This window comes from Teichococcus aerofrigidensis, assembly GCF_054073225.1.
This window is the reverse complement of record NZ_JBSXMU010000095.1, coordinates 1-13,149: the sequence shown is the minus strand read 5'-3', so window position 1 is coordinate 13,149 and position 13,149 is coordinate 1. Positions and strand designations below refer to the sequence as shown.

12 protein-coding genes are annotated in these 13,149 nt (G+C 74.9%); 10 read left to right on the top strand and 2 right to left on the bottom strand.

What is annotated here, in order from left to right; all coding sequences use genetic code 11:
- The 6 genes from ACVMLK_RS16365 to ACVMLK_RS16340 form a co-directional block, all read left to right on the top strand.
- A partial coding sequence (locus tag ACVMLK_RS16365; protein WP_457486998.1) for an RsmB/NOP family class I SAM-dependent RNA methyltransferase occupies nucleotides 1-603 on the top strand: 603 nt, incomplete at its 5' end.
- Between the two features lie 160 nt (nucleotides 604-763).
- Nucleotides 764-1,456, top strand: a complete 693-nt coding sequence (gene rpe, locus ACVMLK_RS16360) for a ribulose-phosphate 3-epimerase (protein WP_198367125.1) — start codon at nucleotides 764-766, stop codon at nucleotides 1,454-1,456.
- On the top strand, nucleotides 1,456-3,108 hold the full coding sequence (locus tag ACVMLK_RS16355) for a heparinase II/III family protein (protein WP_198367126.1): 1,653 nt from the start codon (nucleotides 1,456-1,458) through the stop codon (nucleotides 3,106-3,108). The genes rpe and ACVMLK_RS16355 overlap by 1 nt, the downstream gene beginning before the upstream one ends.
- A 10-nt stretch (nucleotides 3,109-3,118) precedes the next feature.
- Nucleotides 3,119-4,228, top strand: coding sequence for a glycosyltransferase family 4 protein (locus tag ACVMLK_RS16350; protein WP_422922274.1), 1,110 nt, complete (start codon nucleotides 3,119-3,121; stop codon nucleotides 4,226-4,228).
- 135 nt (nucleotides 4,229-4,363) lie between these two features.
- Nucleotides 4,364-5,389: an amino acid ABC transporter substrate-binding protein gene (locus ACVMLK_RS16345; RefSeq protein ID WP_198367128.1), complete on the top strand. Its 1,026-nt coding sequence runs from the start codon at nucleotides 4,364-4,366 to the stop codon at nucleotides 5,387-5,389.
- Nucleotides 5,390-5,558: 169 nt separating this feature from the next.
- Nucleotides 5,559-6,683: an aminotransferase class V-fold PLP-dependent enzyme gene (locus ACVMLK_RS16340; RefSeq protein ID WP_457486997.1), complete on the top strand. Its 1,125-nt coding sequence runs from the start codon at nucleotides 5,559-5,561 to the stop codon at nucleotides 6,681-6,683.
- 43 nt (nucleotides 6,684-6,726) lie between these two features.
- Here ACVMLK_RS16340 and ACVMLK_RS16335 read toward each other — a convergent pair whose 3' ends face one another.
- Nucleotides 6,727-8,091, bottom strand: a complete 1,365-nt coding sequence (locus ACVMLK_RS16335) for an aminotransferase-like domain-containing protein (protein ID WP_457486996.1) — start codon at nucleotides 8,089-8,091, stop codon at nucleotides 6,727-6,729.
- A gap of 93 nt (nucleotides 8,092-8,184) precedes the next feature.
- Between ACVMLK_RS16335 and ACVMLK_RS16330 the strand changes: the two genes are divergently transcribed.
- Both ACVMLK_RS16330 and ACVMLK_RS16325 read left to right on the top strand, forming a co-directional pair.
- A complete protein-coding gene (locus ACVMLK_RS16330; RefSeq protein WP_422922270.1) occupies nucleotides 8,185-8,403 on the top strand; it encodes a DUF1127 domain-containing protein in 219 nt (72 codons plus the stop codon).
- Nucleotides 8,400-9,311, top strand: a complete 912-nt coding sequence (locus ACVMLK_RS16325; protein WP_457486995.1) for a PhzF family phenazine biosynthesis protein — start codon at nucleotides 8,400-8,402, stop codon at nucleotides 9,309-9,311. Before ACVMLK_RS16330 ends, ACVMLK_RS16325 begins: the two co-directional genes overlap by 4 nt.
- A 23-nt stretch (nucleotides 9,312-9,334) precedes the next feature.
- Here ACVMLK_RS16325 and ACVMLK_RS16320 read toward each other — a convergent pair whose 3' ends face one another.
- Nucleotides 9,335-10,663 (bottom strand): aspartate aminotransferase family protein, encoded by a 1,329-nt coding sequence (locus tag ACVMLK_RS16320; RefSeq protein WP_457486994.1) that lies wholly within the window; start codon nucleotides 10,661-10,663, stop codon nucleotides 9,335-9,337.
- Nucleotides 10,664-10,777: 114 nt separating this feature from the next.
- Between ACVMLK_RS16320 and ACVMLK_RS16315 the strand changes: the two genes are divergently transcribed.
- Together ACVMLK_RS16315 and ACVMLK_RS16310 are read left to right on the top strand one after the other, a co-directional pair.
- Nucleotides 10,778-12,592 carry a transglycosylase domain-containing protein gene (locus tag ACVMLK_RS16315; protein WP_457486993.1) on the top strand — a complete coding sequence of 605 codons (1,815 nt, stop codon included), beginning with the start codon at nucleotides 10,778-10,780 and terminating at the stop codon, nucleotides 12,590-12,592.
- The coding region (locus ACVMLK_RS16310; RefSeq protein ID WP_457486992.1) for a hypothetical protein at nucleotides 12,589-13,149 on the top strand (561 nt) is incomplete at its 3' end. The genes ACVMLK_RS16315 and ACVMLK_RS16310, both read left to right, overlap by 4 nt.

The window sequence follows — 13,149 nt, the reverse complement described above, 5'->3', positions numbered from 1 at the left end:
GCCCTGCCGGCGCGGCTGCTCGACGTCCGGCCGGGCATGGCGGTGGCCGATCTCTGCGCCGCGCCCGGCGGCAAGACGGCGCAGCTCGCCGCCGCCGGCGCCCGGGTCACGGCGGTGGAGCGGGACGCGACCCGCATCCTGCGCCTGCGCGAGAACCTGTCGCGGCTCGGGCTGGAGGCGGAGGTGGTGCAGGCCGACGCCGCCGCCTGGGCGCCGGCGGCGAGGTTCGACGCCGTCCTGCTCGATGCGCCCTGCAGCGCCACCGGCACCATCCGCCGCCACCCCGACGTGCCGCACCTGAAGCGACCGGGTGACATCGCCACCCTGGCCGGGCTGCAGCGGCAGCTGCTGGAGGCGGCGGCGCGGCGGCTCGCCCCCGGCGGGCGACTGGTCTACGCCACCTGCTCGCTGCAGCCGGAGGAGGGGGAGGCCCAGGCCCGCCAGGGCGCCCCCGGCCTGGCGCCCGACCCGATCCGGCCGGACGAGGTGCCCGGGCTCGAGGCGGCGCTCTCGCCCGAGGGCTGGCTGCGCACCCGGCCGGATCTCTGGTCGGAGCGGGGCGGCATGGATGGCTTCTTCGTGGCGCGGTTCCGGGCGGCATGAGGCGCGGGGCTCACGGAGCCGTCATTTGCCTTTTCCGCCCCCGGCGGATGGAAGCGTCAGGCTTTGTCAGCCGCCCGGCGTGCCGAATCTCCTGGATTCCCTGGTGCGGCCGGGTCCGGCCGCCTTGTCCCGCTCCAGGCCTGAAGGCATAACTTTCCCCGTGTCACGCCCGGTCAAAATCGCCCCGTCCCTGCTCGCCGCCGATTTCGCGCGGCTGGGCGAGGAAGTCGCCGCCATCGAAGCCGCCGGCGCCGATTGGCTCCATCTCGACATCATGGACGGGCATTTCGTCCCGAACATCAGCTATGGCCCGGCCATCCTGAAGGCCCTGCGGGCGAAGTCCCGCCTGCCCTTCGACACGCATCTGATGATCGCGCCCGTCGATCCCTTCCTGGGCGACTACGCCGCCGCCGGAGCCGACCGGATCAGCGTCCATGCCGAGGCTGGGCCGCATCTGCACCGCACGCTGCAGAGCATCCGGGCGCTCGGCAAGTCGCCGGGCGTGGTGCTGAACCCCGCCACGCCCGCCGCCGCCGTGGCGCCGGTGCTGGACATGGTGGAGCTGATCCTGGTTATGACGGTCAATCCCGGCTTCGGCGGGCAGAAGTTCATCCCCGGCCAGCTGCCGAAGATCGCCGAGCTGCGGCGCATGATCGATGCCACCGGCCGCGACATCGCGCTGGAGGTGGATGGCGGCGTGACGGCGGAGACGGCGCCGGCCTGCATCGAGGCCGGGGCGGATGTGCTGGTCGCCGGCACCGCCGTCTTCGGCGCCCCGGATTATGCCGCGGCGATCGCCGCCCTGCGGGGGCCCGGCCCGCGGGACTCTGGCCTGGCCGGAGGGCGCGCCTGATGTCGGACTGGCTGCGCGGCGCCCGCCGGGTGGTGGCCGGGCTGAAGCCGGTCCGGGTGCCGGACGCGCCGGCCCGCTCCTTCCGCGACCTCTGGCCCGGCGATGCCGCGCGCGGCCACCGGCTGCTGCGCGGCGAATGCGAGATCGCCGGCACCATCCGCCCGCTCGCCCTCTCCACCGAGGTCGGCCAGGGTCAGGCGTTGGGGTGGGAGGAAGGCGGCGGCTCGGCGATCTGGCGCGCCGCCGTGCACGGCTTCGCCTGGCTGCGCGACCTGCGCGCGCTCGGCACCGACGCCGCCCGGCTGCGCGCCCGCGACCTGACGGCCGATTGGCTGGCCCGGGGCGGGGTGGAGGCCATCGCCGCCGTGCCCGAGGTGGCCGGCGCCCGGCTCTCGGCCTGGCTCGGCCACTGGGACTTCCTGGCCGCCACCGCCGAGGATGGCTTCCGGCGGCAGCTCATGGTTCGGCTGGCGCAGGATGCGCGCGGGCTGGTCGCCTCGCTGCCCGCCGAGGCGCGGCATCGCGGCGCGCTGGTGGCGCTCAAGGGCGGCCTCGCCGCCTCGGTGGCGCTGAACGAGGAGGCCTGGGTGGCGCGCTGCCTGCGCGTGCTGCCGCAGGAGATCGAGCGGCAGATCCTGCAGGACGGGGCGCATGTCGAGCGGAGCCCGGGCCAGCTGCTGCTGGCGGTGCAGGACCTGATCGAGATCCGCAACCTGCTGCATGGCGCCGGGCTGGAGGCGCCGCCGCACCTGGCCCTGGCGCTGGACCGCGCCGCCCCGGCGCTGCGCCTGTTCCGCCATGGCGATGGCGGCCTGGCGCTGTTCAACGGCACGCGCGACGAGGGCGCGGCGCTGGTCGACCTGGTTCTCACCCAGGGCCAGGCGCGCGGCCGGGCGCCACTGATCCTGACCGAGGGCGGCTTCCAGCGGCTGCAGGCCGGGCGCACCCTGGTGATCGCCGATTGCGGCGCGCCGCCGGAAGGGCGTGGCGCGCTCAGCCCCGCCGGCCTGCCGCGCCATCCGGACCGCTTCCACCATGCCGGCACGCTCTCCTTCGAGATGTCGGTGGGGCGGGACCGGCTGATCGTCAACTGCGGCTCCGCCATCGCCGCCGAGGGGCCCTGGCGCGACGCGCTGCGCGCCACCGCCGCCCATTCCACCCTGGTGCTCGCCGACACCAACAGCAGCGAGCTGCGCGAGGAGGGCCTGGGCCGCCGGCCGGAGGCGGTGGAGGCCGAGCGGCAGGAGGCGAATGGCGCGCAGTGGCTCGATGCCAGCCATGACGGCTACCGCCGCGGCCATGGCGCCATCCATCGCCGCCGCCTCTACCTCTCCGAGAATGGCGACGACCTCAGGGGCGAGGATCTGCTGGAGGGCGAGAACCTGCCGGCCTGCGTGGTGCGCTTCCACCTGCATCCGGGCGTCGTCGCCAGCCTGCAGGAGGAGGAGAACGCGGTGCTGCTGCGCCTGCCCTCCGGCGGCAGCTGGCGGCTGCGCGCCAGCCGCGCCCGCCTCGGCGTCGAGGAAAGCGTCTTCATGGCCGGTGAGCCGCGCCGCACCTCGCAGGTGGTGCTCACGGCCGAGGCCGGCTCGCCCTCGGTGCAGTGGGCGCTGAGCCGCGTCGGTCAGGCGGGGCGGGCGCCGGGCGAGTAGAGGCCCCCGCTTGAAGATCGCCGAGGTCTGCAACGTCGATTTCTCGCTGCGGCACTTCGTGCTGCCGGTGATGCGCGGCGCGCGCGCGCGCGGGCACGAGGTGGTGGGGATCTGCGCTGAGGGGCCGCTGCTCGACCAGCCGCGTGCCGAGGGCTTCCGCATCCTGCCCGTGCCGATGGCGCGCAGCCTGAACCCGCTGGCCCAGGCGCGGGCCTTCGCCGCGCTGCTGCGGATCTTCCGCGCGGAACGCTTCGATCTGGTGCACGCGCACATGCCGATCTCGGGCCTGCTGGCGCGCGCGGCGGCCCGGGCGGCGGGGGTGCCGCGCATCGCCTATACCGGGCATGGCTTCCTGTTCAACCAGCCCGGGCCGCCCTGGCGGCGCGGCCTCTCCTTCGGCCTGGAATGGCTGGGCGGGCGGATGACCGACGTCTTCATGACGGTGAGCGAGGAGGAGGCGGCCGATGCGCGCCGCCTCGGCATCGCGCGGCGGGCGGTGGGCATCCGCAACGGCCGCGACCCGGCGCGCTTCCACCCCGACCCGGCGGCGCGCGCCGCGCTGCGCGCCGAACTCGGCGCGGCGGAGGATGACTGCGTCATCGTCATCGTCTCCCGGCTGGTGCGCCACAAGGGGCATGTCGAGCTGCTGCGGGCGATGGAATCCGTGCCCCGGGCCACGCTCTGGGTGGTGGGCGAGCGGCTGCCGACCGACCACGGCCCCGACATGACGGAGGATTTCGCCCGCGCCGCGCGGCTGCTCGGGCCACGCCTGAAGCGCCTCGGCTACCGCGAGGATGTTGCGCGGATCCTGGCGGCGGCGGATGTCTTCTGCCTGCCGAGCCATTTCGAGGGCCTGCCGATGTCGGTGATCGAGGCGATGATGACCGGCCTGCCGGTCGTCGCCACCGACATCCGTGGCCCGCGCGAGCAGGTGGTGGAGGGCGGGACCGGCCTGCTGGTGCCGCCGATGCGGGTCGCGCCGCTGGCCGCCGCGCTGGCGCGCCTGGCGGCCGATCCCGCCCTGCGCGCGCGGCTGGGCGCGGCGGGACGGGCGCGCGCCCTGGAGCGCTTCGACGAGGGCAAGGTGATCGGCCGGACGCTGGACCTGATGGGGCTCTGACGGCGCGGCCCCCGCCCGCCCCGCGGGGCCAAGACGGCGATTGCCAGCCGCGCCCGCGGGTTGTTAGCCTCGGCGCCGCCGCCGAGAGAAGCCGGTCGGGAGAAAGCCAGTCACGCAAGTCGAGAAGGAAACGCGATGTTCCGCTCACTGCGTGCGCTCACCATGCTCGCCTGCGCCTGGCTCGGGTCGTACGGCGCGGCTTCGGCCCAACCGGCCTCCGATATGCTCGGCGCCATCCGCGCCCGCGGCTATCTGCTCTGCGGCGTCGCCGGCGGCACGGTGGGCTTCAGCCTGCCGGACAGCCAGGGCGTGATGCGCGGCCTCGACGCCGATGGCTGCCGCGCCGTCGCCGCCGCTGTCCTCGGCGATGCCGAGAAGGTCCGGTTCGTGCCGACCACGGCGCAGAACCGCTTCACCGCGCTGCAATCGGGCGAGGTGGACATGCTGGTGCGCAACACCACCTGGACGCTGGGCCGCGAGGCGGCGCTCGGCCTCGAATTCGCCTCCGTCAACTTCTACGACGGCACCGGCTTCATGGTGAAGACCGAGAGCGGCGTGCGCGAGATGAGGCAGCTCAACGGCGCCTCGGTCTGCGTGCAGCCGGGCTCGACCACCGAGCTGAACCTGGCCGACTACTTCCGCAGCCACGGCATGAGCTTCTCGCCGCTCGTCATCGCCGATCTCGAGGAACTGCGCGCCGCCTTCATCAACGGCCGCTGCGATGCCTTCACCACCGACGCCTCCTCGCTCGCCGCCTTCCGCTACGCGCAGGGTCCGAACGCGGACAAGTACTTCCTGATCCCCGGCGTGATCTCGAAGGAGCCGCTCGGCAGCGTCGTCCGCAAGGGCGACTTCAAGTTCTTCGACGTGGTGCGCTGGACCCATTTCGCGCAGCTGACGGCGGAGGAGCTGGGCATCACCAGCAAGAACCTCGACAGCTTCGCCGACAGCAACAGCCCGGAGGTGCAGCGCTTCCTGGGCCGGACCGGCGATCTCGGCAAGATGCTCGGCCTGCAGCCGGACTGGGCGGTGCAGATCGTCCGGCAGGTCGGCAATTTCGGCGAGATGTGGGACCGCAACATCGGCCCGCTCGGTGTCGAGCGGGGCATCAACAATCTCTGGAACAAGGGCGGCATCCAGTACGCGCCGCCGATGCGCTGAAGACGGGCCCGGTCGGGGGAATCCGCGGGCGGTTCCATTCGACCGGAGGCTGCCCCAGAGTGGCCGCGGCCGCCCCCCCCCCCGCCCCCCCCCCCCAGCCCCCGGGGGGCGGGGCCGGCGGGGGGGGGGGCGCCCGCGGCTCTCCGCACCGGGCGCCAGGGAAGTCCGCATGTCCGGCGATCCGCTCTTCGACCCCGCCGATTTCCGCATCCCCGAGGGCGTCGCGCATCTCTGCGCCGGTGGCGAGCCGCCCTTCCTGCTGCGGCATGACGAGGCCTTCCGCCGCTACGCCGTGAACAAGAGCAACGGGCCCGCCGGGCGCGAGGCGCAGGAGGCGGAGGTGGAGCGGGTGCGCGGCCTCGTCGCACGACGCTTCGGCATCCCGCACGACTCCACCGGCTTCGTCTCCAGTGTCGCCGAAGGGATGTCGATGCTGGTGGAAAGCCTCGACTGGCAGCCCGGCGACAATGTCTGCCTCGATCCGGACGAGTATCCCTCCCTGGCCGCGCCCGCCCTGCTGGGCCTGCCGGACGGGGTGGAGATCCGCCCCGTGCCGGTGCGCGACCCGGAGGCGGTGGCGGCGCGGATGGATGCGCGGACGCGGCTGCTCGCGGTCAGCCATGTCTCCTACCTGAACGGCGCGCGGCACGACCTCGCGGCCCTGCGCGCCGCGACCGACCGCCGGGGCGCGATGCTGGTGGTGGACCACACCCAGGCGGCGGGATACCTGCCGCTCGACGATGCCGCCGCCGCCGACTTCGCCTTCTGCGCCTGCTACAAGTGGCTGCTCGGCACCACCGGCACGGCCGTGGCCTACTGGAACCGCGAACGCCAGCCGGGTTGGCGGCCGCGCACGGCGGGGTGGTACTCGCTCGCCTCGCAGGAGCGCCCGGACTATGGCGCCCGCCCGGCCCTGCGCCCGGACGCCATGCGCTTCAGCCGCGGCAATCCCTCCTACGTCTCGCTCTATGTCCTGGGATCGGCGCTCGACTACCTGGACGGCTTCGGGACCGCGTCGGTGCGGGCGCATGTGCAGGGCCTGACCACGGCCTTGCTCGGCCGGCTGGCGGCGGCGGGGATCGCCAGCACCACGCCGGCGGATCCGGCGCGGCACGGCGCCAGCGTCTGCGTCGAGACGCCGCGCGCCGCCGCGATCGTGCGGCGGCTGGAGGCCGAGGGGATCTATGCCTGGAACGGGCGCGGCCGCATCCGCGTCAGCTTCCACGGCTACAACGGCGCGGCGGAGATGGAACGCGTGGCGGCGGCGCTGATCCGGCACGCGGCCGCCGGCTGAGGCTTTTCCGGGAAAGCGCGGCGGCGGGCCGGAGGCTTCGGCCTCAGCCCACGCTGCCGGAGTCCGGCCCGGCCAGGGCCAGGTCGCGCAGGGTTTCCAAGGCCGGCCGCAGGCTGGCCTCCGGCGGCGCGGCCAGGGCCAGCCGTACCGCGTCCGGCGCATGCCCGGCGCCGACGGCGAATTCGGCGGCGGGGGAGACGGCGATGCGCCGCCGGGCCGCCGCCGCGACGAAGGTCTCGGCCCGCCAGCCCGCCGGCAGTTCCAGCCAGAGGTGATAGGCGCGCGGGTCACCGCGCAGCCGCAGCCCGGCGTCGCCGAGGATCCCGCGTGCCAGCGCGTTGCGCGCCAGGGCATCGGCGCGTTTGCGTCGGACCAGGGTGGCCACGCTGCCATCCTCCATCCACGCGGTGCCGGCGGCCAGGGTGAAGCCCTGGGCGGACCAGCCGCCCAGCCGCAGCGCGGCGGCCAGGCGGTGACGCAGCGCGGCGGGCGCCGCCATCATGCCCAGGGTCAGCCCCGGCGCGACCCGCTTCGACAGGCTGTCCACCACCACGACGTGATCCGGCGCATGGGCGGCGAGCGGCGCGACGGCCTCGTCGGCGAGGAAGGCATAGACGACATCCTCCACCGCCAGGATGCCCAGCTCGCGCAGCAGGGCGCCGAGCGCCGCCCGCCGTGCCGGCGGCATGGTGACGCCGAGCGGGTTGTGCAGATCCGGCTGGAGGTAGATCAGCCGCAGCGGATGCGCACGGTGCGCGGCCGCCACCGCCTCCGGCCGCAGGCCCTCGGCGTCCATGGCCAGGGGCACGGACTGCAGGCCGAGGCGCAGGGCCATACCCTTGGCCATGGGATAGGTCATGGCCTCGAAGCCGATCCGTTCGCCCGGCGCGACCAGGGCCGTGAACAGCGCGGCGATCGCCTGCTGCCCGCGCCCGGCGAAGAGCAACCCCTCGGTATCCGGCCGCCAGCCGCCGCGGGCCATCAGCGCCGATGTGGCGGCGCGGGCCTCGGCCGTGCCACGCACCGCGCCGCGCCCGAGCGCATCCATCAGCGCCTCTGGCCCGGTCAGGCCGACAAGGCCGGGGGCCAGCAACGCCGCCTGATCCGGCAGCACCGAGAAATTCACCTCGAGATCCGTCACCTCCGCCCCTCCCGCCTCGCGGGCGGGCGGCCTGGGCAGTGGCGTGCCGGCGGCGCGCAGGAAGGTGCCGCGCCCGACCTCGCCCACCGTCACGCCCCGGCGGGTCAGCTCGGCATAGACACGGCTGGCGGTTGAGGCGGCGATGCCGCGCCGGTGCGCGAAGTCCCGGCTGGTCGGCAGCCGGTCGCCGGCCCGGCGGCGCCCGGCGGCGAGATCGGCGGCGAGTTCCTGGCTTAGGGCGTCGGCGATGGCGCGAAAGTCGGTCATCGAGCGATTGTACCGAGAACAATTCCGCTATTGAAGCGGTAATTTGCCCCATGCCATGAATTGGTTCGGGTCAATTTGAAGGAGCCCACCGTTGTGATCGGATCAATAGGGCAGTCATATCGGTACAATCCGCAAGGCATCGTCGGGAGCGTCCGCTTCCTCCTCGCCGCCTGCGAGGCGAGGCTGCGCCTCTGGCGCCGGCGCGCCGCCACCCGGGCCGAACTCCGCGATCTGCCCCCGGAGCGGCTGCGTGACCTCGGCATGACCGGGGCGGAAGCGGCCCGTGAGGCCGCCCGGCCCTTCTGGTCATGAGCGCCGCGGCCACGTGTGCCGGGCCCGGACGGCCTGCGGAGCACCGCTACGCTGTTCTGGACGTCTTCACGGACCGGCCGCTGAGCGGCAATCCGCTGGCCGTGCTGCCGGAAGCCGGGGGGCTGGACGGGGCCACGATGCAGGCCCTCGCGCGCGAGTTCAACCACTCCGAGACCAGCTTCCTGATGCCGCCCGAGAACCCGGCGAACACCGCGCGGCTGCGGATCTTCACCCCGGCGCACGAACTGCCCTTCGCCGGCCATCCGACGCTGGGCGGTGCCTGCGCCCTGGCCTGGGATCTGGCCGCGCGGGGCCTTGCGGTGCCGGAAGAGATCCGCTTCGAGGTGCCGGCCGGCCTGACGGTGGTGGTGCCGCGTCGGCGGGACGGCGTGGTCGTCGGTGGCGAGCTTCGCGCGCCGCAGCCGCTTCGCCGCCTCGGCGCGGTATCGCGGGCGGCGGTGGCGGCCAGCCTCTCCCTGCCGGAGGCGGCGCTGGCCTCGGCCGAGATCGCCGGCGTCGGCACGCCCTTCCTGCTGGTGGAGCTGGCGGAGGCGGAGGCGATGGCGCGACTCGTCCCCGCTCCCGCCGCCTGGGACCGGCTGCCGAAGGAGGAGGGGGCCGGGCGGCTCTACGTCTTCCGGCGCGATGGCCCGGGCGCGCTGCGCGCCCGCATGTTCACCCGCCGGCTCCAGGAGGATCCGGCGACCGGCAGCGCCACCGCCGCGGCCGTGGCGCTGCTGCTCGACCGCGAGGGCGGCGCGGTGCTGGAGCTCGACGTCCGCCAGGGGGTGGAGATGGGGCGGCCCAGCCGGCTCACGGCCCGCGCCTGGCGCACGGCGGAGGGCATCCTCGCCGCGGTAGGCGGGAATTGCGTGCCGGTGATGGAAGGGCGCCTCCGGCTCCCGTGACGGGGCCCGGCCGCGGCAGGTGCTCAGCCCGCCACCGCCCGCTCCACGGCGCGGGCGAACTTCGCGGCGATCTCGTCCACCTGCGCCGCCGTCACCGTGTAGGGCGGCGCCAGGATGGCATGGTCGCCGAGGCGGCCGTCGATCGTGCCGTTCATCGGATAGCAGGCCAGCCCCTCCTCATAGGCGAGGTCGCGCACCCGCTCGTGCACGGCCAGCGCCGGGTCGAAGGGGGTCTTGGTGGCGCGGTCCCGCACCAGCTCCACTGCCCAGAACAGGCCGCGCCCGCGGATCTCGCCGACATGCGCGTGGTTGCCGAGGCGCTCGGTCAGGGCCTGTTCCAGCCGCGCGCCCTGGCGCGTGACATTGGCCAGCAGGTCCTCCTCGGCGATCACCCGCTGCACCGCCAGCGCGGCGGCACAGGCCATGGGATGCGCCTGGTAGGTATGGCCGTGCTTGAAGGCGCCGGAGCCGTCGCGCAGCGCCGCCACCACCTTCTCCGCCACCAGGATGCCGCCGATCGGCTGGTAGCCGCCGCCCAGCCCCTTGGCGATGACCTGGATATCCGGCGCCACGCCCTCCTGCTCCCAGGCGTGCAGCGTGCCGGTGCGGCCCATGCCGCACATCACCTCGTCCAGGATCAGCAGCGCGCCGTGCCGGTCGCAGACCGCACGCATCGCCGGGAAGTAGCCGGGCAGCGCGGCGACGCAGCCGAGCGTGGCGCCCACCATGGTCTCGGCCAGGAAGGCGATGACGGTCCCGGGGCCGAGGCGCCGGAACTCCGCCTCCAGCTCGGCGGCGAGGCGGGCGACATAGTCCGCGTCGCTCTCGCCCTCGGCGCGGCCGCGATAGGGATAGCAGGCCGAGACATGGCTGAAGGCGTCGGAGAGCAGCGGGGCGTAGGGCGCGCGGCGCATGGCGTTGCCGCCGGCGGCCAGCGCGCCGAGCGTGTTGCCGTGATAGCTCTGCCGGCGGGCGATGACGTGGCGCCGCTCCGGCTGGCCGATCTCCAGGAAGTACTGCCGGGCGATCTTGAGCGCCGCCTCGTTGCCCTCGCTGCCGGAGGAGACGAAATAGGCGTGGCTGAGCCCGCCCGGCCGATGGCCGACCAGCACATCGGCCAGGGCCTCGGCGCTCTCGCAGCCGAACAGCGCGGTATGCGCGTAGCAGAGCGTCTCCATCTGCGCCCGCATGGCCTCCAGCACCCGGGGGTGGCCGTGGCCGAGGCAGGCGACGGCGGCGCCGCCGGACCCGTCGATGATGGCGCGGCCGTCCTGGTCGCGCAGGTGGATGCCCTGGCCGGAGAGCGCGAGAGGGGGGTCGCTGCGCAGGCTGCGATGGATCAGGTGGCTCATGCGGCCTCTCTCCCGGGCGTGGCGGGGAGAGCCTAGGTCGGATCGGGAGCCGGCGACAGGGCGACGCGGCGGGGGATGTTTTCATCCCCCCGCGATCTGCTCTAAGCCTTTGCCATGGCTCGCTCCACAGCCCGCGCCGCCGCCCTGCCGCCCCGCCCCGCGCCGCAGGCCCGGCCGCGCCGGCGTGGCCTGCCGGCCCGGCTGCTGCGGCTGCTCCTGCTGCTGCTCATCTGGGGCGGGCTGGCGCTGGCGGCATTGCTGCTCGCCTTCGCCTGGGACCTGCCCCGCCCGGAGGAGGCGCTGGCCACGACCCGCCGCCCTTCCGTGACGCTGGAGGCCGCCGACGGGCGCCTGCTCGCCACCAGCGGCGACCTCTATGGCGAGGCGGTGCGGCTGGCCGACCTGCCGCCCTACCTGCCAGGCGCGCTGATGGCGGTGGAGGACCGCCGCTTCCGGGCCCATTTCGGCCTCGACCCTCTCGGACTGGCGCGCGCCGCCATCGCCAACCTGCGCGCCGGGCGGGTGGTGCAGGGCGGCTCGACCCTGACCCAGCAGCTCGCCAAGAACCTGTTCCTGACGCCCGAGCGCAGCCTGCGCCGCAAGGTGCAGGAGGCGATGCTGGCGCTCTGGCTGGAGCGCCGCTTCACCAAGGACCAGCTGCTGGAGATCTACCTGAACCGCGTCTACCTCGGCAGCGGCGCCTATGGGATGGATGCGGCCGCGCGGCTCTATTTCGGCGTGCCGGCGCGGCGCGTGACGCTCTGGCAGGCGGCGATCCTGGCCGGGCTGCCCAAGGCGCCCTCCCGGCTGAACCCGCGCGTCGCCCCGGCGGCGGCCATGCACCGGGGCGCCGACGTGCTGCGGGACATGGCCGAGGTCGGGCTGATCACCGCCGCGCGCGCCACCCAGGAGGCCGAGCGCATGGCGCTGCCGCGCCGGCCCTCCGGCGATGCCGGCTGGTTCGCCGACTGGGTCCAGGAGGATCTGGCCGAGGCCTATCCCGGCGCCGGCGACCTCATCCTCCGCACCACGCTCGATCTGCGACTGCAGGCGGTGGTGGAGGCGCGGCTGGAGGCGCTGCTGGCCGGGCCCGGCGCCGCCGCGCGGACCGGCCAGGGGGCGGTGGTGGTGCTCGACGCGCGGGACGGTGCGGTGCGCGCCCTGGCGGGCGGGCGCAGCTACCGGCAAAGCCCCTTCAACCGCGCCACGGCGGCGCGGCGGCAGCCCGGCTCGGCCTTCAAGCCTTTCGTCTTCCTCGCGGCGCTGGAGGCCGGGGCCACCCCGGAGGAGATGGTGTCGGATGCGCCGCTGAGCCTCGGCCGCTGGTCGCCGGGCAATGGCCACTGGCGGGCACGCGGCGCGATCACGCTGGAGGAGGCGCTGGCGCAGAGCGTCAACACCGCCGCCGTGCGGGTGATGCAGCGCGGCGGCGGGCCGCGCGCGGTGGCGGCGGTGGCGCGGCGTCTCGGCATCCAGGGCCGCTTTCCCGATGCGCCCTCGCTGGCCCTGGGCACGGCGGAGGTGACGCTGCTCGACCTGGTGGCGGGCTACGCCCCCTTCGCCAATGGCGGCTACAGCGTCACGCCCTATGGCGTCAGCCGCGCCGAATCCGCCGAGCGCCTGCTGGCCGTGCCGCGCACCGCGCCGCAGCGGGCCGTCGCGCCCGAGCATGCGGCGATGATGCGCCGCATGCTGGGCGCGGTGGTGCGGGAGGGCACCGGCCGCGCCGCCGCCGTGCCGGGCCTGGCCTCCGGCGGCAAGACCGGCACGACGCAGGACTCGCGCGATGCCTGGTTCATCGGCCTGGCGGGGCCGCTGGTGATCGGTGTCTGGCTGGGCAATGACGATGCCGGCCCGATGGCCGATGTGCGCGGCGGCAGCCTGCCGGCGCAGCTGTTCCGAAGCATCGTCGAGGAGGGATTGCGATGAGCGAGGCGGAGGGCGAGGCGGGCCGGCGCATGGCCGGGCTGGCGCGGCCGATGCAGCACGCGGTGAACAACCTGTTCATGGTGCTGGTCATGAACCTGGAGGCGATCCAGGGGAGCCTGCCGCCGGAGGACCGCAACGCCGTGCGCCTCGGCCGGGCCCTGCAGGGCGCGCGGCAGGCGGAGGCCCTGCTGCGCTCCTACCTGCGCCTCGGCCGGCCGGAGGAGCAGGGCGAGATCGATTCCGCGCGCTTCCTGGAGGCGGTGCTGCCGGTGCTGAACCTCGCCGCCGGCAAGCCGCTGACCCTGGAGGTGGCGGCGGCGGCGCCGGTCCGCCCGGCCCGTCCCCGGGCCGACATCGCCCTGCTGGCCCTGGCGGAGGGCGTGCGCGGGTTGCCCGCCTCGGCGCCGCGCCGGCTGCGGCTGGAGGGCCGGCTGCTGACGGCGAGCTGGCCGGCGCCGGAGGCGGCGCTGCCGCTGCTGGCCGCGGGGGGGGGGGCGGGCGCGGGGGGGGGGGGGGGGGGGGGGGGGGCGCGATGGCCTCTTGCGCCGGGAGGTGCA

Coding starts and splice junctions, on each gene's coding strand:
- ACVMLK_RS16345 (WP_198367128.1), top strand. CDS start 4,364: ATGTTCCGCTCACTGCGTGCGCTCACCATGCTCGCCTGCGCCTGGCTC.
- ACVMLK_RS16325 (WP_457486995.1), top strand. CDS start 8,400: ATGAGCGCCGCGGCCACGTGTGCCGGGCCCGGACGGCCTGCGGAGCAC.
- ACVMLK_RS16315 (WP_457486993.1), top strand. CDS start 10,778: ATGGCTCGCTCCACAGCCCGCGCCGCCGCCCTGCCGCCCCGCCCCGCG.
- ACVMLK_RS16355 (WP_198367126.1), top strand. CDS start 1,456: ATGTCGGACTGGCTGCGCGGCGCCCGCCGGGTGGTGGCCGGGCTGAAG.
- ACVMLK_RS16340 (WP_457486997.1), top strand. CDS start 5,559: ATGTCCGGCGATCCGCTCTTCGACCCCGCCGATTTCCGCATCCCCGAG.
- ACVMLK_RS16335 (WP_457486996.1), bottom strand. CDS start 8,091: ATGACCGACTTTCGCGCCATCGCCGACGCCCTAAGCCAGGAACTCGCC.
- ACVMLK_RS16320 (WP_457486994.1), bottom strand. CDS start 10,663: ATGAGCCACCTGATCCATCGCAGCCTGCGCAGCGACCCCCCTCTCGCG.